The sequence below is a fragment of the Myxococcus sp. MISCRS1 genome, from assembly GCF_026626605.1.
Classification (GTDB): Bacteria; Myxococcota; Myxococcia; order Myxococcales; family Myxococcaceae; genus Myxococcus; species Myxococcus fulvus.
The window spans coordinates 4,391,107-4,417,080 of sequence record NZ_JAPNKB010000001.1 but is presented as its reverse complement, the minus strand read 5'-3'; the positions used below and the strand labels follow the sequence as shown (position 1 = coordinate 4,417,080).

General features: G+C 72.0%; 21 protein-coding genes. 11 read left to right on the top strand and 10 right to left on the bottom strand.

Annotated features, from left to right (window positions below):
• The first annotated feature begins 24 nt into the window (after positions 1-24).
• The 5 genes from OWM54_RS17170 to OWM54_RS17150 all read left to right on the top strand — a co-directional run bounded on the left by OWM54_RS17170 (position 25) and on the right by OWM54_RS17150 (position 7,793).
• Positions 25-3,081, top strand: a complete 3,057-nt coding sequence (locus tag OWM54_RS17170) for a helicase-related protein (protein ID WP_267698210.1) — start codon at positions 25-27, stop codon at positions 3,079-3,081.
• A gap of 162 nt (positions 3,082-3,243) precedes the next feature.
• On the top strand, positions 3,244-4,038 hold the full coding sequence (locus tag OWM54_RS17165; protein ID WP_223749263.1) for a TadE family protein: 795 nt from the start codon (positions 3,244-3,246) through the stop codon (positions 4,036-4,038).
• Positions 4,017-5,552: a pilus assembly protein gene (locus tag OWM54_RS17160; RefSeq protein WP_223749264.1), complete on the top strand. Its 1,536-nt coding sequence runs from the start codon at positions 4,017-4,019 to the stop codon at positions 5,550-5,552. The genes OWM54_RS17165 and OWM54_RS17160 overlap by 22 nt, the downstream gene beginning before the upstream one ends.
• 1 nt (position 5,553) lies before the next feature.
• Positions 5,554-6,510 carry a hypothetical protein gene (locus OWM54_RS17155; protein WP_223749265.1) on the top strand — a complete coding sequence of 319 codons (957 nt, stop codon included), beginning with the start codon at positions 5,554-5,556 and terminating at the stop codon, positions 6,508-6,510.
• Positions 6,511-7,208: 698 nt separating this feature from the next.
• Positions 7,209-7,793: a hypothetical protein gene (locus OWM54_RS17150; RefSeq protein ID WP_223782403.1), complete on the top strand. Its 585-nt coding sequence runs from the start codon at positions 7,209-7,211 to the stop codon at positions 7,791-7,793.
• A gap of 46 nt (positions 7,794-7,839) precedes the next feature.
• On the opposite strand, the gene OWM54_RS17145 is transcribed toward OWM54_RS17150, so the two are convergent.
• Genes OWM54_RS17145 through OWM54_RS17135 form a run of 3 tightly spaced genes read right to left on the bottom strand, consistent with a single transcriptional unit; the run spans position 7,840 to position 9,429 of the window.
• Complete coding sequence (locus tag OWM54_RS17145) at positions 7,840-8,394, bottom strand: hypothetical protein (RefSeq protein WP_223749267.1); 555 nt, start codon at positions 8,392-8,394, stop codon at positions 7,840-7,842.
• A gap of 3 nt (positions 8,395-8,397) precedes the next feature.
• Positions 8,398-9,159 (bottom strand): hypothetical protein, encoded by a 762-nt coding sequence (locus OWM54_RS17140; protein ID WP_267698209.1) that lies wholly within the window; start codon positions 9,157-9,159, stop codon positions 8,398-8,400.
• Positions 9,160-9,204: 45 nt separating this feature from the next.
• A complete protein-coding gene (locus tag OWM54_RS17135; RefSeq protein ID WP_267698208.1) occupies positions 9,205-9,429 on the bottom strand; it encodes a hypothetical protein in 225 nt (74 codons plus the stop codon).
• Positions 9,430-9,600: 171 nt separating this feature from the next.
• On the opposite strand from OWM54_RS17135, the gene OWM54_RS17130 reads away from it, so the two are divergent.
• The gene (locus tag OWM54_RS17130; protein ID WP_141333115.1) at positions 9,601-10,260 is read left to right on the top strand and encodes a hypothetical protein; all 660 of its coding nucleotides are present in this window, start codon (positions 9,601-9,603) and stop codon (positions 10,258-10,260) included.
• Here OWM54_RS17130 and OWM54_RS17125 read toward each other — a convergent pair.
• From OWM54_RS17125 to OWM54_RS17115, 3 genes are all read right to left on the bottom strand, one after another.
• Positions 10,152-11,147 (bottom strand): hypothetical protein, encoded by a 996-nt coding sequence (locus tag OWM54_RS17125; RefSeq protein ID WP_223749269.1) that lies wholly within the window; start codon positions 11,145-11,147, stop codon positions 10,152-10,154. The genes OWM54_RS17130 and OWM54_RS17125 overlap by 109 nt on opposite strands.
• Positions 11,148-11,239: 92 nt before the next feature.
• Positions 11,240-11,617, bottom strand: coding sequence for a hypothetical protein (locus OWM54_RS17120; protein WP_141333117.1), 378 nt, complete (start codon positions 11,615-11,617; stop codon positions 11,240-11,242).
• A 73-nt stretch (positions 11,618-11,690) separates the two neighbouring features.
• Positions 11,691-13,454: an ABC transporter ATP-binding protein gene (locus OWM54_RS17115; RefSeq protein WP_267698207.1), complete on the bottom strand. Its 1,764-nt coding sequence runs from the start codon at positions 13,452-13,454 to the stop codon at positions 11,691-11,693.
• A gap of 158 nt (positions 13,455-13,612) precedes the next feature.
• Between OWM54_RS17115 and OWM54_RS17110 the strand changes: the two genes are divergently transcribed.
• The 4 genes from OWM54_RS17110 to OWM54_RS17095 all read left to right on the top strand — a co-directional run bounded on the left by OWM54_RS17110 (position 13,613) and on the right by OWM54_RS17095 (position 19,398).
• Positions 13,613-14,053 carry a hypothetical protein gene (locus tag OWM54_RS17110; RefSeq protein ID WP_046710872.1) on the top strand — a complete coding sequence of 147 codons (441 nt, stop codon included), beginning with the start codon at positions 13,613-13,615 and terminating at the stop codon, positions 14,051-14,053.
• A gap of 174 nt (positions 14,054-14,227) precedes the next feature.
• Positions 14,228-15,358 carry a molecular chaperone DnaJ gene (dnaJ, locus tag OWM54_RS17105; RefSeq protein ID WP_223749272.1) on the top strand — a complete coding sequence of 377 codons (1,131 nt, stop codon included), beginning with the start codon at positions 14,228-14,230 and terminating at the stop codon, positions 15,356-15,358.
• Positions 15,359-15,607: 249 nt separating this feature from the next.
• Positions 15,608-17,776, top strand: coding sequence for an ABC transporter substrate-binding protein (locus tag OWM54_RS17100; RefSeq protein WP_267698206.1), 2,169 nt, complete (start codon positions 15,608-15,610; stop codon positions 17,774-17,776).
• Positions 17,773-19,398, top strand: a complete 1,626-nt coding sequence (locus tag OWM54_RS17095; RefSeq protein WP_267698205.1) for a WD40 repeat domain-containing protein — start codon at positions 17,773-17,775, stop codon at positions 19,396-19,398. The genes OWM54_RS17100 and OWM54_RS17095 overlap by 4 nt, the downstream gene beginning before the upstream one ends.
• Here OWM54_RS17095 and OWM54_RS17090 read toward each other — a convergent pair.
• Positions 19,392-20,084 carry an NAD-binding oxidoreductase gene (locus tag OWM54_RS17090; RefSeq protein ID WP_223749275.1) on the bottom strand — a complete coding sequence of 231 codons (693 nt, stop codon included), beginning with the start codon at positions 20,082-20,084 and terminating at the stop codon, positions 19,392-19,394. The two genes, OWM54_RS17095 and OWM54_RS17090, sit on opposite strands and share 7 nt — an antisense overlap.
• A gap of 88 nt (positions 20,085-20,172) precedes the next feature.
• Between OWM54_RS17090 and OWM54_RS17085 the strand changes: the two genes are divergently transcribed.
• The gene (locus OWM54_RS17085; protein ID WP_223749276.1) at positions 20,173-20,913 is read left to right on the top strand and encodes a transglycosylase domain-containing protein; all 741 of its coding nucleotides are present in this window, start codon (positions 20,173-20,175) and stop codon (positions 20,911-20,913) included.
• Positions 20,914-20,949: 36 nt separating this feature from the next.
• Here OWM54_RS17085 and OWM54_RS43400 read toward each other — a convergent pair whose 3' ends face one another.
• The 3 genes from OWM54_RS43400 to OWM54_RS17070 all read right to left on the bottom strand — a co-directional run bounded on the left by OWM54_RS43400 (position 20,950) and on the right by OWM54_RS17070 (position 25,868).
• Complete coding sequence (locus tag OWM54_RS43400; RefSeq protein ID WP_267698204.1) at positions 20,950-22,938, bottom strand: serine/threonine-protein kinase; 1,989 nt, start codon at positions 22,936-22,938, stop codon at positions 20,950-20,952.
• Between the two features lie 294 nt (positions 22,939-23,232).
• Positions 23,233-24,909, bottom strand: coding sequence for a hypothetical protein (locus tag OWM54_RS17075; protein ID WP_267698203.1), 1,677 nt, complete (start codon positions 24,907-24,909; stop codon positions 23,233-23,235).
• Positions 24,910-24,923: 14 nt separating this feature from the next.
• Positions 24,924-25,868: a hypothetical protein gene (locus OWM54_RS17070; RefSeq protein WP_267698202.1), complete on the bottom strand. Its 945-nt coding sequence runs from the start codon at positions 25,866-25,868 to the stop codon at positions 24,924-24,926.
• Positions 25,869-25,974: the final 106 nt, after the last annotated feature.

Here is a 25,974-nt window from a genome sequence, read left to right as displayed (position 1 = left end):
GTCTCGCGTCTGTCCACACCGCCTATGTCTCTCGTCGAAGGTCTGAAGGTCCGCTATCTCCCCCAGCCCGAATGGGGTGTGGGTCACCTGCTGTCCCTCCAGGAGGACGGAGCCAAGGCGCTCGTCGTCTTCCCCGCACGGGAGGACGCCCCGGTGCTGGTGTCCACCAAGGGCGGCGCCCTGGTGTCCTACCCGCTGCCTCCGGGAGAGCCGGTGGTGACGTACAAGGGGCGGCTGGCCCTGGTGGTGGCCGAGGAGCCGGGAGCGCGGGGCCTGCGGCGCTACGTGCTGAGGTACGCGGACACGGGCGAGGAGGACGAGCTGCCGGAGTCCGAGGTGCGCGCGCTGCCGCCGCGCTCGGACCTGTTGTCGACACTTCGCGAGGGTCGGGTGGGGGACGCGCGCGCCTTCACGCTGCGCAAGCAGGCGCTGGTGCTGGACGACGAGCGGCGGTGTGACGCGCTGGGCGCGCTGCTCGCCAGCCGCGTCATGGTGAAACCCCACCAGGTGGGCGTGGTGCAGCGGGTGTTGTCCGCCCGGCGTCCGCGCTTCGTGCTCGCCGACGAGGTGGGCCTGGGCAAGACGATTGAAGCGGGCATGGTGTTCAGCGCGCTGCGGCTGTCGGGCCTGGTGCGGCGCTGTCTGGTGGTGGCCCCCAGCCACCTCACCGTGCAGTGGCTGGTGGAGCTGTTCCACAAGTTCAACCAGCTCTTCACGCTGATGGACTCGGACCGCTACGCGCAGTCCCTCAAGGAGGCCCCGGGCGTGTCGCCCTGGGCGCGCTTCCCGCTGGTGGTGACCAGCCTGGAGCTGTTGTCGCGCAGCGAGGAGCACCGCCAGGAGCTCGCGGGCGAGGACGCGTTCTGGGACCTGGTCATCATCGACGAGGCGCACCACCTGAAGGGTGAGCGCGCCTTCGAGGCCGCCTCCGTGCTGGCGAAGAACTCCTGGGGCCTCTTGCTGCTCACCGCGACGCCCATGCAGCTGGACCCGGCCGAGTACCACGGGCTGCTCACCCTCATCGACGCGGCCACGGCCCCGTCCGTGAAGGGCTTCGAGGAGCGGCTCGCGCGCCAGGAGGAGCTGTCCACCGCGGTGCGCGCGCTGCGCGAGGGCGGCAAGGCCCAGGCCACGGCGGCGGTGAAGGCCCTGGCCCAGCGCTTCCCCGAGGACGCGCGGCTCAAGACGCTCAAGGAGCCCGAAGCGCTCCTGCAGCACCTGGCGGAGACGTACAGCCTCAGCGACACGCTGGTGCGTAACCGTCGTGCGGTGGTGGGTGGTTTCTCCACGCGCAGGCTGCACCGGCACGCGGTGGCGCTGCCCGCCGAGGAGCTGAAGGTCCGCGACGCGGCCTTGGAGGTGCTGGCGCAGGGCTCGCTGAGGGGCGCGCCCCTGGGCAACGTGCTGCGCCGGCTGGAGTCCAGCTCCGCGGCGTTCTCCGGCGCGGTGAAGTCCAACCCGGTGCTCAAGGCGAAGGCGGACGTGCTGAAGCTGCCGTCGCGCGACGCGAAGTTCAGCGCCTTCGTGGGGGTGCTGCGCGGCGTGTGGAAGGCGGAGCCCTCCGCGAAGGTGCTCGTCTTCACCGAGAGCCGCGACACGCTGGAGATGCTCCAGTCGGAGCTGTCGCGCGAGAACGTGGAGGCGCTGGGCTACCACGGTGATTTGCCGCTGGTGGAGCGGGACAGGCAGGTGGCGCGCTTCAGGGACCCGGAGGGCCCCAAGGTGCTGCTCTGCACGGAGGTGGGCGGCGAGGGCCGCAACTTCCAGTTCGCCCACCACCTGGTGCACTACGATTTGCCCTGGAGCCCGGCGACGGTGGAGCAGCGCATCGGCCGGCTGGACCGCATCGGCCAGACGCACCCGGTGGAGATCCACGTCTTCGACGTGGCGGGCACGCTGGCGTCGGACGTGCTGACGCTGCTGGCGGACGCGGTGGGCGTGTTCGGCGAGACGGTGGGCGGCCTGGACGCGGTGCTGGAGGAGGTGGAGGACCGGCTGGCGGAGCTGGCGCTGCTGCCGCGCGAGGCGCGCGTGGCCTATGCGGGCGAGCTCAAGGCCAAGGTGGAGTCGGCGCGCGAGCAGGTGAAGCGCGCGTATGATCCGCTCCTGGACGTGCGCAGCTTCGACCGCCCCGCGGTGGAGCGCCTGGTGAAGAAGGCCCAGGAGCGCATGGGCATCGAGTCCGACGAGGACGGCGACGACGGCGAGGCGCCCGGGCTGGAGGACGGCCTGTGGGGCGTCGCGCGGGATTTGGACGAGCGGCTGGAGGAGACCGTCACGGAGCTGGCGCGCCGGGTGGGCATCGGCGTGGACACCGACGAGCAGGTGGAGGCCTTCCAGGTGGCGTTCCAGTTCGGCCACGCGCTGAAGGTGGACGGCCTGCCGGGGCTGGACGTGCTGGAGGACCGCACGCAGCTGGGCACCTTCTGGCGCGACACCGCGGTGGAGGCCGAGGAGCTGGAGTACTTCGCCACCGGCCACCCGCTGGTGGAGGCGCTGTTCGGCTTCCTGCGCGACGGTCCCTATGGTCGCAGCGCGTTCCGCTTCATCGAGAAGCGCGGGCCCCAGAAGGCGCGCGGCGTGGAGCTGCTCTACCACCTGCAGCTGCCGGAGCCGGAGGACACCTCGCCCGGCGCGCGCGTGCCCAGCCGTCAGCTGGCGCGCTTCCTGGAGCGCACCCTGGTCCACGTGGCCGTGGTGGATGGCGGCGCGTCCGGCCCCAGGGCCGACGACGCGGTGCTCCCCGCGCTGGAGGCCGAGGGCAAGACGCTCAAGGGCGACGAGGTGTCGCGCGCCTTCCCGGGCTTCGACGCCTTCCTCGACGCCGCGGTGCCCGTGGGCCAGAAGGCCGCCGAGGCCGCGCTGAAGAAGCTCACCACCGCCGCCCGCGAGGCCATCGAGGCCGAGCGCGACGCCGGCCTGGAGCGCCTGCGCCTGTCCCTGGACCACCAGGGCCTGTCGGATGACGCCCTCGCCACCCAGCTGGGCGCCGAGCATGCGCACTACGAGCGTCTGCTCCACGCACTGCGTGACGCGAAGGTGACACTCGACTCGGCTTGCGGTTTCATTCTCAACCGCTGAGACGTGCGGGGCAGGGCGGGGTGTTGCGCCCGTGACGCGAGGTGTCGGAGGCTCGCGCGGACAGTCCCACTGTGTCGTGGACAGTGGGGCTGGGTACCGAATTTGGCTACGGTCCAGTTGACCGATTCCTCAATCAACAAGATTCAGGGAATTGGAAGGTGTATGCTTCCCCGCGCCATTTCACCCACATCCAGGCAGTCCGGACAGGCAGCGGTGGAAGCGGCGCTGACGCTCCCGCTGGTGGTGTTCCTGGTGTTGGGGACGCTGCAGCTGTTCATGATGCTGCAGGCGCGAATCCTGGCGCAGGTGGCGGTGTACCGGGCGGTGCGGGCTGGCAGCCTCAACCACGCGGACTGCCTGCCGATGATGCACGCGGCGATGGTGACGATGCTGCCGTCGGTGGTGCGCACGGACAGCCCGCGCGCGCTGGCGGACGCGTTCCGGGTGCGGCGGGACAACGAGTACCGGGTGACCAGCTCCTACGGGAACCTGTTCCGGGGCCCCATGGTGGAGATCGTCCGCGACTCGCCGGACGTCGCGTGGGTGCAGTCGCTCGCCTTCAACGAGGACCTGCTGTTCGACCAGTCCACGGACAGCGACGCGGCGCTCGACAACCGCACGTTGGAGATCCGCATGGTGGCCTGGTACTACATGCGCATCCCCTTCGCGAACTGGGTGATGAGCCGGATGTTCCTGGCCCACTTCGGTCTGCGTCGCTACACCGCCACCAACCCGCTGATGCCGGCGCAGAAGCAGTCGGACTGGTGGAACGACGAGGCGCCGCCCCTGGGGCCGGATGACTGGCCCGGTGGCGCGCTCGACGAGCGCATGGTGGCGTGGAGCCGGCAGGGCCACTTCGTGTTCCCCATCCAGGTCCACGCGGCGATGCGGATGATGACGCCGGTGATGGCCCAGAACTTCCCGCGAGGCGCCGAATGTCCCGTCACCGGCTTCTGAGTGCTCCGCGCGGTCAGGCGCTCGTCCTCTTCGCGCTGACGCTGCTGCTCCTCGCGTTGATGGTGCTGATGACGCTGGGCTTCGGCATGCGCGCCAAGGAGCGCGTCGAAATCCAGATGGCGGCGGACGCGGCGGCCTACAGCCAGGCGGTGGCCGCGGCGCGCACGTTCAACGCCATCTCCGTGATGAACCGCGCGCAGGTGGCGCACATGGTGGCCATGGCCGGCACCCAGGCGCTCATCAGCCGCAGCAGCCAGGTGTACGCGGCCCACATGGTCTGCGCGCCCAAGTACACCGTGACGGAGTGGGAGGCGCGGGACAAGGACGCCGCCACGCAGACGAAGCTGGCCCAGGGCAAGGCGGGCAACCTGTACCGCGCGGGGCTGGAAATCTACGCGCACCTGCTCACCGAGCACATCGCCGGACAGAAGCTCGCGGTGCGCATCGCCCGGGGCGCCAACCCGGAGCTGGAGGCGACGGCGGACGGCGCGGCCAAGAGCTTCCTGGAGCTCAACGGCTCTGAGGACGTGCCTCGCCACGGGCCGCTGATGGACGCCGTGCGGCGAGGCGGCGGCGCCTGTGGCGGCGGCGCGGTGTGCCCGGTGGGCGGCGCCTCGCGCGCGCACCTGAACGCCACCATGGGCAGCCTGGGCTGGACGTGGGTGCACAACCGGCCCACCGGCAGCGCGGGGTTCGGCACGGGCGGCGCGGCGCGCTCCACGGCCTTCCGTCGCTACGGCTCCGCCGCGGAGATGGACCCTTCGACCTACAACACGGTGTCGGGGCGCAACGCCACGGGCCATGACCACGGGACGGCCATCGTCCCCACGCAGTGCGCGAGCAACGCGCCGCCCGCGCCGGTGCCGGTGACGGACGCGTGGGTGATGTCCGACGAGCAGCAGACGCCGCAGGACCAGCACGTCTACGGCCTGCGCCTGCCGCCGGGGCAGGCGCCCGAGGCGGGGGAGCCCCTCTACGAGCGGCACACGCTGGGCGCGTGCGTGACGTGCCCGGGCATCTGGCCGTTCGCCATGAGCTACAACGTGGACGAGATGTGGCGCGGGCCGAGCAACCACTACGCGCAGCCGAAGCTGTACTCGGTGCTGCATCGCGATTACGGCAGTGACGCGCGCCGCAGGAACCCGGACCCGTGGAACCTGTTCTTCCGCTTCAAGTTCTCGGAGGAGAACACGACGGAGTTCGACCTCTCGATTCCGCTGGGGCGCTCGCGTCCGACGGGGCGTGAGAGCGTGCAGCGCAACCAGGTCGCGCTGTCGGCGGGCATCGTCTACTACCACCGGCCGCGCGCGGCGGCGCAGGGGGGAGGCTGGCGCGAGCCGCCCAACTTCCTCAACCCCTTCTGGCGCGCCACGCTGGTGAGCGCCGAGGGCGCGGTGGACGACAGGCCGGCGCAGAGCCTGGAGACGGCGGGGTTCGCGGAGCACGGCCGGACGCTGCGGGAGCTGGAAGAGGCGGGTTACCGCGGCGGCAGCCGGCGGGGAGCGGGGTACTGACATGCGCTCGCGACGCGCGGCACGACGAGGTCAGTCGCTCATCGAGACGGCGCTGGGGTTGATGGTGTTCGTCACCATCCTCCTGTTCGGCATCTACTTCGCGGAGGTGGGTGCGCTGACGCTGAAGGTGCAGGAGGCCGCCAACTTCGCGCTCTGGAACGCCACGGGGCGCGTGATGCATGACCCGGCGGCGGGGGAGTGGCAGCGGCCCTCCGCGGTGACGGGCGCGCTGGCGGAGGCGAACGGGCGCTACGTGGATTACGACGGGCGCAGCCGCATGGACGGAGCGGGTGGGGTGCCGGTGCAGCTCGCCGTCGCTCGCGCGCAGCCCATCCAGGTGGACTGCGAGCCGGAGCTCCCGGCGGGAGTCCCCACGCTGGAGCCGCAGCATGCGGGAGGGCCGCTGGCGACGATGCGGGTGGCGTCGCCGGGCATGCGCTGCACGGCGTCCACGCGGCTTCGCGCCGAGCGCATCGGCCGCTTCATGGAGCCGAGCTTCTTCCAGACCTCGCAGCGCGCGGCGGCGGCGACGTTCCGCGTGTGCGCGGCGGGGCGCGCGACGGCGGGCGAGTGCCGGGGGCGGTTCGGGGTGTTCCTGGACGACTGGGGTCTGTCGACGGTGGCGGAGGGACGGGCCTGCGCGCTGAGCATCAACAGCGGCAGGGTGTGTGGCAACCCGGACTACTACCTCTGGGCGGAGCGGGTGTACCGGCGCAACGGTGGTGGCGGGAACGCGGGCTCGGCGCTGGCGGGCCTGGTGGGCGCGGAGTCGGTCAACGAGGACCAGTTCTTCATGAGCTTCCGGGGCGAGGAGGACCGCTACGAGGAGAACATCGGCGCCACGCACGCGGGCGGCCAGTCCGTCTGGGAGACGACGCCGTTCCGGGCCTCGAACCTGGCGCGCCGGTACGACGTTCCCCGGGAGAACCGGTGGCTGGGTGGAGTGCGGGTGCGGTGAGGTCCGTGCTCGCCGTCCTGTGCCTGCTGGGCACGGCGCCTGTCGCCGCGAGCACGTCAGGGGGCGCGCAGGAGCCCGTGAAGCGAGGCTCGCCGAGCACGGGCATCTCGGAGCCGAAGTCTCGGCGCGCGGCCCGGGCGAGCGACCTGGCGCGGCCTGATTCAAACCCGCCGCGCCCTGGTGCGAGTTCGAACACCGCGCCATCGAGCACTCCGAGCGTCGTCGGCGCGAGCACTGCCACCGCGAAGCCGAGCGTCCCCGGGGCGGGCATGGGCGCCGAGAAGTCGAGCACTGCGCCGTCGAGCGCTCCACGCATGCCCGAAGCGGGCGCAGGTGCCGAGAAGTCGAGTGCCGCGCCATCGAGCGCGCCGCGTGTAGCCAGCGCGAGCGCAGGTGCCGAGAAGTCGAGTGCCGCACCGCCGAGCGCGCCACGTGCGGCCAGCGCGGGTGCAGGTGCCGAGAAGTCGAGTGCCGCACCGTCGAGCGCACCACGCGCAGCCAGCGCGGGCACGGGTACCGAGAAGTCGAGTGCCGCGCCATCAATCGCACCACGCGCAGCCAGCGCGAGCACGCCCGCAGCGAAGTCGGGCCCCACGTCATCGAACGCGTCTCGTGCCACAAGCGCGGGCGACGCCGCGAAGTCCGGCGCGAGCCCCTCCGCGGACACCGGCCCACGCTTCGCGTGGCCGTCGCTGCGCGTGCTCGAACAGGTGGACGCCAGCGAGGTGCTCGACGCCAACGGCGTACCCGTGGTGCTCCGCGCCGTGGTGGTGAAGGACTCCGCGCAGGACCTGGTGCAGCGCTTCGCGGATGCCTTCCGCGCGGGCGGCCTCCACGTCCCACCGGGCTCCGAGCAGCCCCAGCTCGCCAGCGGCGCGGCCATGCTCACCGGCGTCGACATGTACCGGGGGCTCACCTACACCGTCATCCTCCAGCCTCAGGAGGGCGGCGTCACGCTCGTGTACCTGGGCGAGGCCAACCACGCCCTGGCCCGCGAGCCGAGCATCGCCGGTGACGTCGCCACGCTCCCTCCCGGCGCGCACGGCGTGATGCGCGTGAGCGACGAGAGCTCCAGGACGCTGTCCTTCCAGGTCCCCATGTCCGAGGCCGAGGTGCGCACCTTCTACGCCCAGGCGCTGGGGCGCGACGGCTGGCGGCTTGCCGACGGGGAGACGTCCGTCTACACCCGTCCCGGTGAGGAGCTGCGCATCATCCAGGCGCCCGCCGAGAAGGGGCTGCGCTCCGTGGTGCTCGTGCACCGGGGTCGACTTCGCGGGCCCTGAGGCGCGTGTCGTCGCGCCACGTCCCGTCGGACACCACCCTTGCGGCTCAGGCGCGCAGCTTCTCGCGCAGCGCCTTGGCGCGGCCCTGCATGTCCGGGTCCATGCTGGTCAGCTCCACCGACTTCAGCCGCTGGTCCAGGCTCTGCGGCTTCTTCTGCAGCTTGCCCTCCTCCACCAGCACCTCCAGCCGGGCCAGCGCCTTGTCGACGATGCGCTCGCGCGGGTGGTCCAACAGGCTGTCGAGGAAGTACGCGTCCTCGGGCAGCTCCGGGTACTTCTCCAGGTAGTCCACCACCGCCTTCACCCAGTCGGCGCGCGTCTCGGACTCCGTCACCTTCTGCATGGCCTGCTTCTGGGCCTTGCGCTTGCCCTCCGGGTCGAACGTCTTCGCCAGTCCCTCGGGCAGCTCGCCGCCCGTGAAGAGCGCGTCCGCGGCGGCCTTGTACTTCTGGTAGCTCGCGCTGCGTTCAATCTTCTGCTGCGCGGGGTCATCCTGGCGCGAGTGGTACTTGCTGCCCTTGGCGCGGCCCGCGTCGATTTCGCGCCACGTCTTGTTGCGCTTCCCGGAGAAGCCGCCGCCGTCGTCGTTGTCCTTGGCCATCCTTCATCTCCCCTTGCGTGCGCCCCAGAGCGCCGCGAGTCCGCGTTGGACGAGGGTGCGCACCACCTCCAGCTCCTGTGCGGTCAGGGGCTGCTCCTCGTCCTGCTCCGCCTCGAAGAGCGCCTCGGCCGCGTACGTCCGCAGCGACTCGGGCACCGGTGGAGCCGTCGTGTCCGCCACCAGCGCCGCCGGGCGCACCGAAGCGACTCCCGGCGACCAACCCAGCTCCAGCATGGCGTACAGCTCGAAGAGCAGGTGGCGGGCGACCCCGTATCCTTCGTCCGTGAGCCCCGCGGCGTCAAGCGCGCCCAGCAGGGCATCCTGTCGGTTCTCGAAGGCGTGCATCAGCCGCGTTCGCGCCTTCTCGTCATCCTCCAGATAACGCCAGGCCGTCTCGATGAATTCGCTCGAGGGCTCGCCCGGGTGGAAGTCCGCGGGAAGGACGGGCCGGCTCTTCTTCGGCCGGGGCGGCCGCTCCCCGTCCTCCAGGCGCACCACGCGCCCCTCCACCACCAGGTCCCAGAGCCCCAAGAGGTTCTGGTAGAGCTTGCGCGCGATGTCCGGCGACGGGAAGCGCGGCTCGCCCTCGAAGAGCCCCGGGATGACGTCGCCCTGGGGGCGGCCCCTGGCGTGCGCCGCCTGCATGCGGGCGAGCACCTCCGCGGTGTCGTACGGGCTGCCGGACAGCTCCAGCAATCCATCCAGCATCGACGCGCCCTCGAACTGGCGCTGGAAGTCACTGCCTCGGTCCTTGGAGCGGCTCATGGCGGCGGGACGCTTACCCCGGCGGGCTGCCGAGCGCACGTGGCATCAGGAGTCCTGGGGCCACTCGCCCATCAGGTCGTCCTGGCGCTCCTTCGGGTTGGACGTCCACTCGAAGTCCTCCGGGACGTGGCCGCCGCCGTGCTGGCGCGTGCCGTCCCAGCTCACCTGTCCGGTGAGGAAGTGCTCGTCGGGCTCCCCCGTGATGGGCGCGCGCTCGTCGGGCAGCGTGAAGGGCGTCTCCAGGGGCTCTCTGGGGATGAGGATGGGCATGGCGGACCTCGCTGCGCAGGCGTCGGGCGCGCCAGGTGTTGGCTGGCGCACGCGCCCGTCACCCCTTCAACGTGGGCAGGCGGCCGCGGCCGCGGGAGCCTTTGGGGGCGGGCGGGCGGGGGCATGGCCGCCTTCCGTTTCGGAGCCGGCGCACCTAGTCTCCCATCCCGAATGGCCGAGTCCTCGCCGGAGACGTTGAAGACCGCGGTGCTGGCCCTCTCCCGCGTCCACGCGGTGGAGGGTCCGCCGGGAGAGAACGGGCTGCGCACCGTCTGGCACATGGGGACCGACGGCGCGGAGCTGATGTCCCAGGTGGACTCCGACGGGCGCGTGCGCAGGCAGGAGCTGACGCTGCTGGAGGACCACTACATGTGGGCCAGCGGCGAGGGCGTGCGCACCGGCCGCGTGGAGGCCCACGGCGGCCCCACGGTGCCCGTGGTGAAGGCGGACCCTCAGCTGGTCCCCCACCGGCTCGTGCGCGCCGCCCAGGCGATGGGCACGTACACCGGCCAGGACCGCTACATCCTCCACATGCAGCGCGTGCTGGCGCTCGCCCGCGAGGGCCTGGAGATGGCCGGCGCGGGCGTCATCGTCCGCGAGTCCCAGCGCCCGTCCGAGCCCACGTTGCCCTCACTGGAGTCCGCGCCCGTGTCCCCGCCCGTCACGCCCGAGCCGTCGTCGCAGGAGGAGCAGGTCCAGTACGTGTTCGGCGCGCCGCATCCTCACGAGGTGGCGCCGCCGGTGTCGCGAGGCTCCGAGGGCATGGTGATGCTCGCCGTGTTCGGCGTGGGGGTGGTGGTGGGCCTCCTGTTGCTCATCTGGCTGCTCTGAGCGGGGGCGATTTCCAGGCCGAGCAGTCGCAGCATGTCCAGCGTGGTGGGCACCGTGTCTCGGGGCAGGGTGACGTGGGTGGTGCGCGCCACCGAGCGCACCGGGTGCAGGTCCATCACCAGCAGCGCCGTCACGGCGGCCGCGGGCACCAGCCTGGGGACCCAGCGCGGCCTGCGGTGGGAGGGGTCCTGGCGGCTGAGGCCGCGCGCCAGCAGCATGATGCCCAGCACGACCAGCACCGACGTGCACATCCACCGCAGCTCGCGCAGCCGCACGGCGGACTCCATGCCGAAGGACACCCACTCCTCGCGCCCGGCATGGGGCACCTCTCCCAGGCCGGTGAGCATCTCCAGGAAGTGACGCGCCTCCAGCGCGCCCACCGCCGCCACGGACGCCAGCGCCGCCGTCACCCCGCTGGCCAGCAGCAGCCCCCGGGCACGCCGCGCGCCCCCGGCCTCGTCCGCGCACGCAGGGCCGAAGCGCGCCAGCGCCAGCCCCAGCGAGAGTCCCAGCAACAGCGCGGTGCTCGTCCACGCGCCCAACAGTCGGGGGGCCATGGCCTGGCCGGTGCTCAGGGCGACATCCAGCGCGGTGTCCTGCGTGGACAGCCGAGTCAGGCTGGACATCGCGCGGCCCACCAGCACCTCGGTGCCGAGCAGCCCCACCATCCACGGCAGCGTGGCCATGCCCAGCATCACCGCCAGCGGTACCCGACGACCCAGCCCCGTGCTCGCCAGGGCCAGCGACAACAGCGGAAGCTCCACCAGCAACGACAGGGCCACCATCGCGGCGAAAGGACCCGCTGCGTCCACCACCTCCGCCAACGCCTCCGGGCCGTTCATCAGCGGTGCGAGCGTGAAGCACCACACGACGACAGTGACCGGCACGGCCGAGGCGACGCAGAGTGCAGGGGCGAGACGGGGCCGCAGAGTAACAAGCATTCCCGGATAGACTAGTCTCTCCAGGTAATTCTTGGAATTCAGACTGGGGGACGACCGATGAGCCAGTACACGACGGTGGAGAGCGCGCCGGCGATGGGGGAGGCGAGCACACCCAGCAGGTAGAGCTGCGGGCACCCGCCCTCGGCGCAGCCGATGCGGCCGTAGGCGAGGGCGCCGGCGAGCAGGAGCGGCACGTGCATGCCGATGAAGAAGATGCCCAGGCCCCGCACGACGAGCCCGCGGTACCAGGTGCGGGTCCACAATCGGAAGACGACGGGGACCAGGACGAGGGTGCTGGTGGTGGCGGCGGCGAGCACCCCCTGGCGCGCGGACACCGCCACGCACGCGAGGGCGGCGAGTGCCAGGGAGGGCACCAGGAGCAACGCGTTGAGGGACAGGGGCTCCCGGTGACGCATGACGCGCTCGGGACGCTGGCAGAGCAGGTGCCCGGAGGCAAGCACCGCGCGCGCGGGTGTCGGGCAGGAGGCCTTACGCTGCGACCGCGCCCTCACCCAGCAGTCGCGTGTACCGGCCGCGCAGCGCGAGCAGCTCCGCGTGGGTGCCCGCCTCGACGATGCGGCCTTCTTCCACCACGGCGATGACGTCCGCGTCGCGCACGGTGGACAGCCGGTGCGCAATCACCAGCACCGTGCGCCCGCGCATCAGCGTCTCCAGCCCCGCGCCCACCGCGGCCTCGCTCGCCGCGTCCAGCGCGCTCGTCGGCTCGTCCAGCAGCAACACCGACGGCTTGCACAGGAACGCGCGGGCCAGCGCCAGCCGCTGCCGCTGTCCACCCGACAGCCGCGCGCCGCGCTCGCCCACGGACTCGTCCAGTCCCCCCGGCAGTGCGCGCACGAAGTCCTCCGCGTGCGCCAGCTTCAGCGCCTCCCACAGCTCCGCGTCCGTCGCCTCCGGCCGTCCCAGCCGCAGGTTGTGTCGCACCGTCCCCGAGAACAGCACCGGCTCCTGCGGCACCCACGCGAGCTGTCCGCGCACGCTCGACGGCTTGAGCGACGACAGCGGCGTGTCATCCCACAGCACCTGTCCGCCCGACGTCGGCAGGAAGCCCAGCAGCACGGAGAACAGCGTCGTCTTCCCCGCGCCCGATGGCCCCACCAGCGCCACGCGCTTGCCCGCGGGCACCACCAGGTCCACGCCGCGCAGCGCCTCGCGCCCGTCCTGGTACGTGGCCTTCACGTCCTTGAGCACCAGCGCCTTCGACAGCGGCCGGGCGTCGTCCCCCGTGTCCGGAGGCGAGGGCTCGTCCGCGATGGCGAACAGCCGCTCCGCCGCGGCCAGGCCCGTGAGCACCTGCGACAGCGTGCCGCTCAGCGACTTCACCGGCTGGTACAACAGCAGCGCCGCGGCCAGGAACGACAGCAGCCGCCCGGCCAGCTCCGGGTCCGCCGACACCGCGCGCGCGCCCCACGCCACCGCCATGGCCACGCCCGCGATGCCCAGCAGCTCCACCGTGGGGCTCACCGCGCCGCGCAGGAACAGCGAGCGGCGCATCTCGCCCAGGTACTTGTCCGCCTCCACGTCGAAGGCCTCGAGCGCGCGCGCCTGCCCGCCGTAGGCCTGCACCACCGGCAGGTTCTGGAGCTGCTCGGCCATCAGCGACGTCTGCACGCCCAGGCTCTGCAGCGAGCGGGCGGCGACCTTCTTCAGCGAGCGGGCGAAGCGATTGATGGGCAGCACGGTCACCGGCACCACGATGAACGTGAAGAGGAAAAGCTTCGCGTCGATGAGGAAGCACGTCGTCAACAGGGCCAACGCCTGCAGCCCGTCCTTCACGTACGATGACAGCGCCTGCGTGATGGAGAACTCCACCAACGGCACGTCCGACGTGAAGCGCGCGAGCAGCTCTCCCGAGTGACGCCGCTCGAAGAACGCGGGCGGCTGTCCGAGCAGGCGCCCGTAGAGGAAGCCTCTCAAATCCGCCATCACCCGCTGGCCCAGCCGCTGCATCAGCCCGCCCTGGAGGAACTGGGCCGCGGCCTTCACCAGCGCGAGCGCGATGACCACCAGCGGCAGCCGTCGCAACAACGCATCACCCGGCAGCGACACGCCCGCCACCGTGACGGGCTGACTCGTCAGCACCGCGCGCAACAGGGGGCCGACGACCCACGCGTACGCGGACGTGGCCATCGCGGCCAGCAGGGACGCGCCCACGCCCGCCGCGAGCAACGGGCGGTAGGGACGCAGATAGCCGAGGAGTCGGCGGTAGACGTGTGCGGAAGGACGAGGAGCCACTGTTCGGCGGCGGACTCTGTCACTGAGTCGTCAGCAGGTCCACGTCCAGGGGCGACCGGAGCGTCGTGCCCCGTCGCCTGCCCTGCCACCAACCGTCACTGGCAGGCAGGCCCATTCCATTGCCCCCCTCCATCCCTGCGGACAGCTTCAGGGGAGCCATGGACACCAATAACGAAAAAGAGGTCCTTTTCAATCCGGGCTGCGAGCCGGTGGTTGAAGACGAGGAGCGCCGCCGGCTCCTGTGGCTCATGGCCGAGTACTTCCGCACCATCGGATACACGGACATCAAGGCCCGTCTGCCCGGCTTCATGCCGCCTCCCATCCTGTCGGGCACCATCGAGGATGCGCGTCCCGACTTCACCTGCCGCCAGTCCGACTCGGCGCGCACACCCATCATCCTGGAGATCGTCACCCCGAGCATGGTCGAGGAGCCGACCGCGGAGAACCGCTGGAGCCTCCTGGCCAGCGCCGCCAAGCTCTACAACGCGGAGCTGCACTTCGTGGTGCCCAAGTGGGCCTCCACCGGCGCCGTGGACCCGACGCTCAAGCGTCGCCTCGCCCGCATGGAGCTGACCGCCAACCGCGTGTGGACCGTCTAGGCCCACCCGCCCCAACCGAGGCTCGACGCCCTCTTCGACCGCCCGGCGGGCCCCACGGCCCCCGGGCGGCCCTCGTTTCCGCCCCCTGGATTGCTGGCGCGTTCGGCTGCGTTATAGTGACTCAGAGTTTTTCGCTGAGTCAAAAAGTCCAGCAAATTCCAGGGGTTGAAGCGAATGCCAGCGGCGGCGGGACAGAAACGCGACTACTACGAGGTCTTGGGTGTGGCCAAGACCGTCTCCGCGCAGGAGCTCAAGAGCGCGTTTCGCAAGGTGGCGCTCCAGTACCACCCGGATCGCAACCCGGGGAACAACGAGGCCGAGGAGAAGTTCAAGGAGGCCTCGGAAGCCTATGAGGTGCTGAGCGACCCCGACCGGCGGGCGAAGTACGACCGCTTCGGGCACTCGGGCAACCCCTTCGAGGGCTTCGGCGGCGCGGGTGGCGGGTTCCAGGGCGTCAACATCAACGACATCTTCGGCGAGATCTTCGGCGACATCTTCGGCGGCGGCCGGGGTGGCGGACGCCGCACCAGCTCGCGTGGCGCGGACCTGCGCTACAACCTGGAGATCACCTTCGAGGAGGCCGCGTTCGGCAGCAGGCCCAAGGTGACGATTCCCCGGCCGAAGAAGTGCGAGACGTGCAGCGGCTCGGGCAGCAAGAGCGGCGCGGGTCCGCGGCCCTGCGGCACCTGCGGCGGCAACGGCGAGCTGCGCTACACCCAGGGCTTCTTCGCGGTGTCGCGGCCGTGCGGTGACTGCGGCGGCACGGGCGCGGTGGTGCCGGACCCGTGCGCGCGCTGCAAGGGCTCGGGCAAGACGCCGTCCGAAGAGGTCATCGAGGTGGCCATCCCCGCGGGCGTGGACAACGGCACCCGCGTGCGGCTGACCGGCATGGGCGAGCCCGGCGACCGGGGCGGCCCCGCCGGCGACCTCTACGTCACCGTCATCGTCAAGGAGCACCCGCTCTTCCAGCGCGAGGAGTACGAGGTCTTCTGCGAGGTGCCCATCTCCTTCACGCACGCGGCGCTGGGCGCGAAGATCGACGTCCCCACGCTCGACGGGAAGGTGAAGATGACCATCCCCGCCGGCACCCAGTCCGGAAAAGTCTTCAGGCTCAAGGGCAAGGGCATCCCCCATCTGCACAGCCAGCAGCGCGGAGACCAGCACGTGCGCGTGGTGGTGGAGACGCCCACGGAGCTGTCCTCCAAGCAGCGCGACCTGCTCGAGAAGCTCGCGGAGCTGTCGGGCGAGGAGTCCCATCCCCAGTCGAAGAGCTTCTTCGCCAAGGTGAAGGAGCTGTTCGGCTGAGGCGTGTGAGGCCGGACCTGCCGTGTCCGGCCGGCCGCCCCACGTGGAGGCCCGGGAATCCATGGAGCGTGGCCCCCGGGCCGCGCGGGCGTGGTCCGGGTGCCGCGCCAACGTGAGGAAGTCAACGCGGCCTGGGGCAAGCGGCCGCATGGGCATGAAGGGTGCAGCAGGGGAGGGGTTCCGCGAGGAATCTTCTCCCCGCTCCGTTGTCGACGGAGGCGCGTCGCCGCTGCTATGCACCCCACTGCCATGGAAGTCCTGCCTACCTTGCGCCGCTCGCTCATCGTCGCGCTGGCCCTGCTGCTGACGGCCTGTCCTCGTTCCTCCCGCATCCCGTCCGGTGGCACCACGGGCGAGGACGTGCCCACGGGGGACCCGTTCCCGAAGAAGCCCGCCATCGAGGTGCGCAAGGACGCGTCCGCGGACGCGGCGCTCGCCCAGGCGCGGCAGACGGCCCAGGCCACGCCGGACAAGAAGCGGTCCGCGGAGGCCTACCTGTCCGTGCGCAAGGCGTACCCGGCGACGACGGCGGGCCAGGACGCGCTCTATCAGGCGGGTGTCCTGTTCTTCGAGTCGAAGGACTACGTCAACGCGCGCAAGTCCTTCAACGAGCTGCTCTTCGAGAACCCGCTCTACACCCAGGCCGAGGACGCCAAGCGCAAGCTGGCGCTGTCCGCCATGGAGGTGGGCGCGTACCGGGACGCGTACCAGACGCTGTCCAGCCTGGCCGAGCGCGCCGAGGGCGCCGAGAAGGAGCAGCTGCTGCGTGACGCGGCGCGCGCCGCCGAGGGCGCGGGCCTGTACGGCCAGTCGCTGACGATGGCGGTGGAGGAGGCGGGGCAGGCGAAGACGCAGGCGGAGCGTGACGCCGCGGTGGCCCGGGTGGAGGCGCTGGTGGAGGGCCGCGCGGACTTCGTGGACATCGCGCGCGTGGCGGACGGGCTGTCGCCGTCCAACCCGGCCTGGCCCGTGCTCACCTTCAAGCTGGCGCGCGTCTACTACCACCTGCGCGAGTGGAGCCGGCTGGAGGAGACGCTCAACCGCTTCCTCGCGGAGGCGCCTGGCAGTCCGTTCGCGCCCCAGGCCCGGGAGCTGCTCGCGCGCGCCACGCGGCGCGTGGAGGCCAAGCCCCGCACGGTGGGCGTGCTGCTGCCCATGACGGGCCGCTACCAGCCCATCGGCGAGGCGGTGCTGCGCGGCATCCAGCTGGGCCTGGAGGGCAGCGACATCGAGCTGGTGGTGAAGGACACGCAGGGCGACGTGAACAAGACGGGCCAGGCGATGGAGCAGCTCGCGTTCGACGACGGCGCCATCGCTGTCTTGGGGCCGGTGCTCGCGGAGGACTCCAAGCGCGCGGCGCTGGTGGCCGAGGAGCTCCAGGTGCCGCTGCTGACCATGACGCGGCAGGATGGCGTCACGGACCTGGGCGCGTACGTCTTCCGCAACATGCTGACGAACGCCGCGCAGGCCAACGCCGTCGCGGACTACGCCATCAACGTGAAGGGCTACAAGAAGTTCGCCCTGCTGTACCCGAACATCCCCTACGGCGTGGAGCTGGCGAACGAGTTCTGGGACCAGGTGGTGGACCAGGGCGGCGTGGTGCGGGGCGCGGAGCGCTACTCGCACGACCAGACGACGTTCACCCAGGAGGCCAAGAAGCTGGTGGGCCGCTACTACCTGGAGGACCGCGGCGACTACGTGGAGGGCGTGAGGGATTTGCAGGGCGAGAACCTGGACGCGTTCCGCCGCCGCAAGGCGCTGGAGAAGGTGAAGAGCAACGTCGAGCCCATCATCGACTTCGAGGCCATCTTCATGCCGGACGACTGGCGGCGGGTGAGCCTGGTGGCCCCGGCGCTGGCGGTGGAGGACATCGTCACCAACGCGTGCGACCCGCGCGACCTGGAGCGCATCCGCAAGACGACGGGCAAGAAGGAGCTGAAGACGGTGACGCTCTTCGGCGCCAACCAGTGGAGCAGCCCCAAGGGGCGCTCGGGCCTGCCGGAGCTCATCGAGCGCGGCGGCAAGTTCGTCACCTGCTCGGTGTACGTGGACGGCTTCTTCGTGGACTCGCAGCGGCCGGCCACGCGCAACTTCGTGCGCAAGTACCGCGAGTCGTACAAGCAGGAGACGGGCAAGGACCCGGGCCTGCTGGAGGCCATCGGCTACGACTCCGGCCGCATGCTCCGCCAGCTGGTGGAGAAGAAGGAGGGCGCTCCGCGCACGCGCGCGCAGATGCGTGAGTCGCTCGCCAACCTGAAGGACTTCGACGGCGCCACGGGCCGCACCTCGTTCAACGACAAGCGCGAGGCCGTCAAGCAGCTCTTCCTCCTGTCCATCGACAACAAGGGCGTCACCGAAATCAACGTGGACAAGGAGCGCGAGAAGGCAGCCTCCGCGACGGGAGGCTCGGGTTCATGAGGGGTGGGGTGGGGCTGCTGGCGGCGGCGCTGCTGGCGGCGGGCGGTGGTGGGTGCGCGCACGGCGTCGCGACGCTGCCTCCGGACGTGGTGTCCCGGCTGGACGAGACGCCGGGCGCCTATGTCACGGGCGCGACGGCGGGGCTGGGCAAGGGCGCGGTCCTCAACCGGACGGACTTCATCTGGGGCCTGGACTTCTCGCCCCGGCAGCGGCGCGTGGCGTACACGCGGCTGGGCTCGCGCTCCTACTTCCTGACGCTGTGGGCGCTGGAGACGCCGCCCCGGAAGCTGGGCGACCCGGCCATCAACCCGTACGAGTTCGACGTGGAGGGCGTGGCCTTCTCGCCAGACGGCAGCCTGGTCGCCACCGCGGGGCGTGACGGCGCGGTGCGCCTGTTCGACGCGGCCACGGGCGAGCCCAGGGGCGTGCGCGCCACTGAGGAGCCGCTGTCCGTCGTGGCCTTCCACCCCGAGGGCCAGTGGCTGGTGGCGGGCGGCGTGAAGGGCCTGCTCACGGTGCTGGCGGTGCCGGACCTGGCCTATGTGTCCGAGGAGCGCGGGCACGAGGGGCCGGTGAGCGGCGTGGCCTTCTCTCCGGATGGGACGCTGTACTCGGGCGGCTGGGACAAGCACGTGCGCGCGTGGACCACCGAGGTCCAGTCGCTGTCGCCGCGGGAGGCGCGCGTGCGCTTCGAGCGGCGCGGGGGCTCGGCCATCGTGGTGGGCGCGCTCAACGGCAAGACGCCGGTGGGCTTCACGCTGGATGCGCGCGTGCCCCAGGTGGTCATCACCCGCGAGGCCGCGACGCAGGCGGGCATCGACCTGTCGCAGCTGAAGGACACGGTGGACGTGCCAGGCGCGCTGGGCACGACGCAGGCGCGGGTGGCGCGGGGACAGTCGCTGCGCTTCAAGTCGCTGGAGGTGCGCGACGTGGACGTGGCGGTGTGCGACGCGTGCGTGCCGCAGGGCTTCCAGGGCGTGCTGGGCGCGCCGTTCTCCGACAAGGTGGACGTGGCCTTCGACGAGCAGACGCTGGAGGCTCGGCTCGCGCTGAAGGGCGGTGCCCAGGCGGGCGCGGCGGTGGTGGACACGCTGGTGCTCGCGCGGCGCTCGGACTTCACGTTCCCCGCGTACGTCAGCGACGTCACCGTGGACGCGCGGGGCGCCCGGCTGGGCGTGGGGTTGTCGGAGCAGAAGCCGGAGAGGGACCGCGCCGTGTACGAGCGCGAGCGCAAGGGCGTCGAGGAGCCTCGGGGCGACTTCAACGCGGGCGCGGTGGTGGACGCGGCGACGGGGAAGGTGCTGCACAAGTGGCCGGTGCACCGGGGCGTGGTGTCCACGGCGGCGATTTCTCCGGATGGGCGCTCGCTCGTGTCCGGGGGCTGGGACAAGCAGGTGCACCTCTTCACCGAGGGACAGGAGGCCGCGCGGGGCTCGTACGGCTTCGACTGGTCCGTGCGCCGGGTGCGCTTCAGCCCGGATGGGCGCATGGTGGGCGTGGCCGCGTGGACGCCGCAGGTGGCCAGCAGCTCCGGTGAGAGCGACCCGTCCGCGGTGCTGCTCGACGTGGGCTACGTCGACGGCGCCACCGTGGTTCCTCCCGGGGCGCCCGTCGCTCAATAGTTGAAGAAGATGTGCTCGCGGGGCACGCCGCGCTCACGCAGTGCCTCGATGACGCCCTGGGACATGCCGGGCTGTCCGCAGACGAAGGCGCGGGCATCCGCGACGGCCTCCTCGCCCAGGTGCGTCTGCACGTAGCCGGTGAGCCCCTGCCAACCGCTGGCGCCGGGCTGGCTGACGGTGCGCACCACCTGGACGCCGCCTTCCTCCCACGTGTGCAGCTCGCCCTGGTACGCGAAGGCCCCGGGCGTGCGCGCGCCGAAGTAGAGCTTCACGCGGCCGAAGTGCGAGCGGTCCCTTCGCACGGTGGCGATGACGGGCCGGATGGCGGAGATGCCGGAGCCGGTGGCGAACAGCAGCACGTCGTGCCCGCGGGCCCGCTCCACGGGGAAGCCCTTGCCCTCGGGCGCGGACACCTGCACCGGCGCGCCGAGCGGCAGACGGATGAGCGCGTCGGGCAGCGGGCTGCCGTCCTTGAGCAGGAACTCCCAGCGAAGCCCCTGGGCCTCGGGCGGGGAGGCGATGGCGAACATCCCCGGCTGCAGCCCGGGCAGGCACATCCGGACGTACTGGCCGGGGTGCGCGTGGGTTCCCACCAGGGGTGTGCCCTGGATGTCGAGCACGAGGTCGGTGAGCCCATCGGCTGCGGGGGTGCGGGCGGTGACGGTGGCCGGATGCCAGTCGGGCATGGTGAGTGCGGTTCTAACCCGTGTGTCGGGCGCGTGCTGCCCCTGGTAGCCTGGGGCGGTGAAGAGTCTCTTGTGGATAATCCTGTTCATGCTCGGCCTGGCCGGCGTGCTCATTCCGCTGACGTATCTCTATACGGCCAGCAAGCTGCCCCAGCTCGAGAGCGAGTTCGACGTCGAGAAGCTGCTCAAGCACAGCATCGAGGGCGAGCGGATGAGCCTGCGCGCGGGCCAGTTCGAGCGCAACCCGCGCCCCATCACCTTCAACCGGCCTGACTTCTCCCGGCTGCCCAAGGACCTGGTGGCGCTCTACATCCGCCACATGGACTGCCCGCGCTACTTCCAGACGCCGCGCGAGGACGGCGCGGCCTGGGCCTGGCGCCTGTTCGTGGGCGCCACGATGGGCTCGTCCCCGCCGGGTGAGGGCGCCTGTGAGCGGCTGCTGGCCATGCGCATCGCCCAGTCGCTGGGCATCTCCGGCAAGCTGGAGCTGACGGTCGCAGCGCACCGGCTGCACACCTTCATGCAGAAGGACCAGCTCATCGCGTACGACCTGGCCATCCTCTACTTCGAGCGAGGCATCGTCGGCGTGGAGGACGCGGCCTTCCGGCTCTTCAAGAAGGAGCTCAACGAGCTGCAGCTGGCGGAGTTCGCCGAGCTCCAGCTCGCGCTGCCGCCGTTCTACCGCTACTGGGACATCCGCCAGTGCAAGAACCCCACGGTGCTGCGGCAGGACCGCGACACGCTGCTGGGGGACCTGGCCGGGTGGAAGCTGGTGAGCGAGGACCGCGCGCGCAACGCGACGTCCCAGAAGCTGGGCTGCATGGAGTGAGCGGGACGCTCGGGCGCGCGTCGGCGCGCCCGGGCCTCAGTTCTTCTTGATGAAGACCCTCTCCAGGTCGTCGAGCCCCACCTGGACGTTTCGCAGGGCCTCTGCATCAGAGGCGTCCTTTGCCGCGGTGCGGAGTGTGGCCAGCGAGTTGCCCATGGCGTCCGGGCTCGTCACCCGGGCCTGAGAGACGAGCTCGGGGAGCGCTTCCTCCAGCGATGCGATGCGCTTGAGCACCTTGGCGCGCGACTGTGGATCCAAGGGGGTGGTGGTGGGCTTGGTCGTGCTCGAGGGGCGTCCGGCGCGGGCCAACGTCTGCGGCGTCTCGGTGGCGGGCTCGGTCTCTCGCGAGGCCTTCGCGGCGGCCAGTGGTCTCCTCGCGGCGGTGGTCGAGCCCACGGACCCCGCTTCGGACTCGGACGGGGCCACGGCGGGCGCGCTCGCGGCGGCCAACGGCGCACCGGACGGACCGGTCGCGCCCGCGACGGTGGGCGCCTGCTGTGCGGTGGTGCCCGCGGGATTCTGGCCATCACCGACGGCCGAGGCTCCGACGGCGCCGCCCACCCCAGGGACCTGCTGCCCGGTGCGGGTTTCATCCCGGGCAGGCGCGGCGAGCCGCGCGGTGCCGGCTTCGTTCCGAGTCGCCCCGGCGAGTTGGCCGGACCCGGCTTCGTTCCCCGCCGCCTCGGCGTGGGCTTCGTCCCGAGCCTCTGCTGCGAGCCGCTCGGCAGGAGCTTCGTTCCCCGTCGCCACGGCGAGCCGCTCGGCGGCGGCTTCGTCCCGCGCCTCCGCGGCGAGCCGCTCGGCGGCGGCTTCGTCCCGCGCCTCCGCGGCGAGCCGCTCGGCGCGAGCATCCACCTCGCGCTGCGGCGTGAGCGGCACGGCGCGGGCCGGCTCGCGCAGGATGAGCGCCGCGGCGCCGGCGAGCAGCAGCGCGGCCGTCCCCACCGCCACGGCCACGGGCAGGTGCTTGCGCGCGGGCGCATCCAGCACGGCCGTCGGCCGCAGGCCCCGCTCCACGCCCAGCTCCGACGGCGCGGGCACGGGCGCGGTGGGCCTGCGCGAGGCGGCGTCGTCCGGGACGGACGGCTTCGGCTGGGTCGGGGCGAGCGCGTTCGCGTTGGAGTGCGTGGTGGAGCGCAGGGAGCGGCGCAGCTTGTGGAGCTGCTGCCGGAGCGCGTCCGCCGAGTTGGGGCGCGCCTCCGGGTCCTTGGTCAGCATCTGCAGGATGAACGCATCCAGCGCGGGCGGCAGGTCGGGCACGAACTCCGACGGCCGGGGCGGACGCGCCTCCACGTGCTTCATCAGCAGGTCCACCGGCGAGCTGCCGATGAAGGGCAGCCGCCCCGTCACCATCTCGAACGTGACGACGCCCAGCGCGTAGAGGTCGGTCATCGGACCCACCTCCTGGCCTCGCGCCTGCTCCGGAGCCATGTACTCCGGCGTGCCCACCACCATGTCCGTGCGCGTCTGCGCGGTGCGGCCAGTGGGGCCCTGGCCCCGCTTGGCGAGCCCGAAGTCCAGCACCTTCACGTACCGCGAGCCGTCCGGCTGGTGGACCATGAAGATGTTGCTCGGCTTCAGGTCGCGGTGCACCACGCCCGCTCCGTGCGCCGCGGCCAGCGCCGCCAGCACCTCGTCCAGGATGGGCAGCGCCTCCTGCACGGGCAGCCGCGTCCGCTCCGAGAGCACCGCGTCGAGCGGCTGGCCCTCCAGGTACTCCATGACGATGTACTGCCGGCCGTCGGGCACCTGGCCGAAGCCGAAGATGTCGATGATGCCGCGGTGGCGGATGGCGTTCACCGCGCGCGCCTCGGCGAGCAGCCGCTCCACCTGCTCGGTGGAGTGCGCCAGCTCCGGGCGCAGCACCTTCACCGCCACGCGCTTGCCGATGAGCGGCTGGATGCCCTCGTACACCAACCCCATGCCGCCCACGCCCACCCGGGCGCGCAGCTCGTACTCACCAAGCTTCAGGCCGATGAGCGGGTCCCTCAGGGACTCCAACGAGGCCTCCAGGGTGCTCTGCACGATGACCTTCGGCTCGTCGGCCCCCGGCGATGCCGGTGCCGGCGGTGGTGGGACGTGGAACGCAGCGAGTGCCACGGTGCCATCCCGCGGGCACACACCGGTGTCGGCGGGGACGGGGAGACCACAGGTTTCGCAGTTCAGCTCGGAAGCCATCTCGGGAAGAAAGGCCAGCGTAGCAAGACCGGGAGGGGGGCGCGATGGGCTTCGGACCTGGGTGCAGGGCGAGCGTTCAGGCGACGCACACCCCAAGTGTCCCCGACGCCCCTCCAGCGTCGGTCAGCCGACGGATGCCCCTTACGGCGAGGTCGGGCAGCCCATCGTCTGGACGGACGCGCCGGGTTCGCCCGCAGTGCCCGCGCTCGGTCCGCCATCGCCGCCCGGACCCTGGGTGATGGTCGTCCCCGCGTCGTCCTGCGTCACCTGCGAGCGTGTGCACCAGATGCCCACCGAGGGGCCGCCGCCACCACCGCCGCCAGGCCCGCCCGCGCCTCCGTTGCCGCCCTTTCCGCCAGGGCCGCCGGCGCCACTCTTGTAGGTCATGTCCTCGAGGTTGGTGCGCCCCACGGTCAGGCCTCCCTCCCCGCCGGACCCCCCGCGTCCACCCGTGCCTCCCCGGCCACCCGCGCCGCCGCCGAGCGTCTCGATGGACGTGGCCGTCTCCAACGCCACGTTTGAGTCGAACACCAGCAGGCCGATGGACGCACCGCCGCCACCGCCACCCGCGCCGCCCTGGCCGCCGCAGCCGCCCGCGCCGCCGCCGCTGCCTCCGGGGCTGGCGGGCTCGGTGATCTGGGGGCTCGACTGGATGAGGCAGCTGCCACCGCTGCCGCCGCCGCCACCACCCGTACCGGACGTCCCCGGCTCACCCGCGCCGCCGTTCTGGCCCGCGCCCACCGTCCACGTCCCGTCGACCTCCGACAAGGTCCCCATTCCCGCGCCGAACGCGCCCGCGTCCCCGGGGATGCCCGCGACGCCCGCGTCTCCCGCGAAGCCGTCGCCAGCGTTACAGCCGCAACTGGAGGGAGAGGCCCGACAGTCCTTCGTGTCCAGCGCGCCACCCGCGCCGCCCGTTCCTCCCGTCGGAGGACCTCCCGCCTGGGGCTGCCCGGGGGCTCCGTCGTTGCCCGCGGTCCTGTGGACTCCGGGGGCGCCGTCTCCGCCTGAGCGCGAGCCCTCCTCGCCGGGGCACGCCAGGTTGATGCCGCCCGCGCCACCCTCACCCGGCACGGTCGGGCTTTCTTGGAGGGTCTTGGTGCCCTCGCCGCCGTCGGGGCCCGGTGCTCCGGCGTCACCGTTCGCGCCATCCTGTCCCGCGGCGCCGTGTCCCGCCGTGAGCACGGTGTGGCGCAGCCGCACGTCCGAGCCGATGACGCGCAAGGCGATGGAGGGCTGTCCCGGCGCCTGTCCATCCGCGGAGCGCACGCGCAGGTACTCCAGCACGATGCCGGCGTCCGACAGGCCGCGCACGGTGAGCGCGGTGGGGCCGGCCTCCAACCGGGCCACCTGGGTGCCGGCGCGGCGCCAGCCGCCATCGCGTCCCGCGTAGCCCCCGTGGAGCGAGACGGGCACGTCCAGCGTCAGCTCACCCTCCTGGTACTCCCCGCCCGCCAGGTACACCCGCGTGGGCGCGCCGCCGTCCCACTGGCGCACGAGCGACAGCGCGTGGCCGAGCGTGCGCAGCGGCGCGTCGCGCGTGCCGGTGCCGTTGACGTCGTCGCCCGTCATGGGGTCGACGAACAGGCCCTCGCTGGCGCGGCCGTCCACGCCGTCGCAGTCGGAGTCCTCGAAGGTGTCGTCCGGGGTGTCGTCGATGGCGGTGTTGGGGATGCAGCGCCCGGCGTCGGGCACCTGCTCGCACCGCCCTTCGTCGAGGCAGCGCTTCCGCGCGGCGTCGAAGTCGTAGCAACCGCCGGCGGCGAGCACCGCGCCGAGCGCCGCGCCCAGGGCGCCGAGCGTCCAGGTCTTCCGCATGGATTCTCTCGAGGTCATGGCCACGTCCCGGACAGGCCCACCATGGCGCCCCCCGACATCACGGCGGCGGAGGGGACGACCTTCGCGGGAGGGTCGTCCTCCGGCCACAGGAACATCACCGCGCCGGCGACGAGCCCCGCGGCGCCCAGGCCGAAGGCCACGCGGCTCACCGTCTGCGCGTTCTTCCCCTGGGACACCAGCGCGTCCGAGTCACGCAGGGGAATGTCCGCGCCGCCCGTCTCCAGCGTGTCGTAGCGGTCCTTGGCCTTCAGATAGAACACCGTCCCCACGCCCGCGAGCACCACGCCGCCCGCCGCGGGCAGCCAGGCCCAGCGCCGCGCGGAGGAGGAGGTCTGGGTGAGGGCGGGCTCCGACGGCACGGGTGTCGGCTGGGGGCCGGGGTCGGAGGTGCCGGGCCGGGTCACTCGCGTGGGCGGTGGCACGTCGTCGATGCGCGGCGTGGGAGGCGGAGGCCGCAGCGCGCGCAGCGTCGCGGGCAGCACCACGTCCAGCGTCTGCGTGAGCGCGTCCAGCAGGCTGTCGTCGAGCACGTCGGAGACGGAGTGCTCGGCGATGAGCGCGCCGTCCTTCGCCGCGTGGGCCTTCATGCCCGCGCGGTAGCCCTGGGGCTTTCGCACCAGCTCCGTGACGAGCACGACCTCTGCCTGGCTGGTGGTGCCCAGCCATTGGAGGCAGGGCGCCTCGGTGCGCTTGCAGCGCAGGAGCGCGCGCCGCTTCGTGGCGGGCAGCCTGCGGGTGACGTTGTCCATCCGGATGACGCGCACGCCTCGCGACTCGAGCTGCGCGGTGATGTGCTCGCGCGCGAAATCCACCACGTGTGAGGGAGTTCCCGTCGCGTCCGGGGGCGCGACCAACACGCTCAAGGGCCCCTGCGGGGCGGGGAGCGCGGGCGCCTGGGCGGCGACCACGGTGAGGACGGCGACGAGGGAGATCAACACGTGAGCACTTTCCCCCCGACAGGACCTCCTCGCAAGAAGGGGAATCAGGGGCGACCCACCTCGGGTGGCGTCACGCTCGCGGGCGGTGCGTGTGGTGACGGGAGAC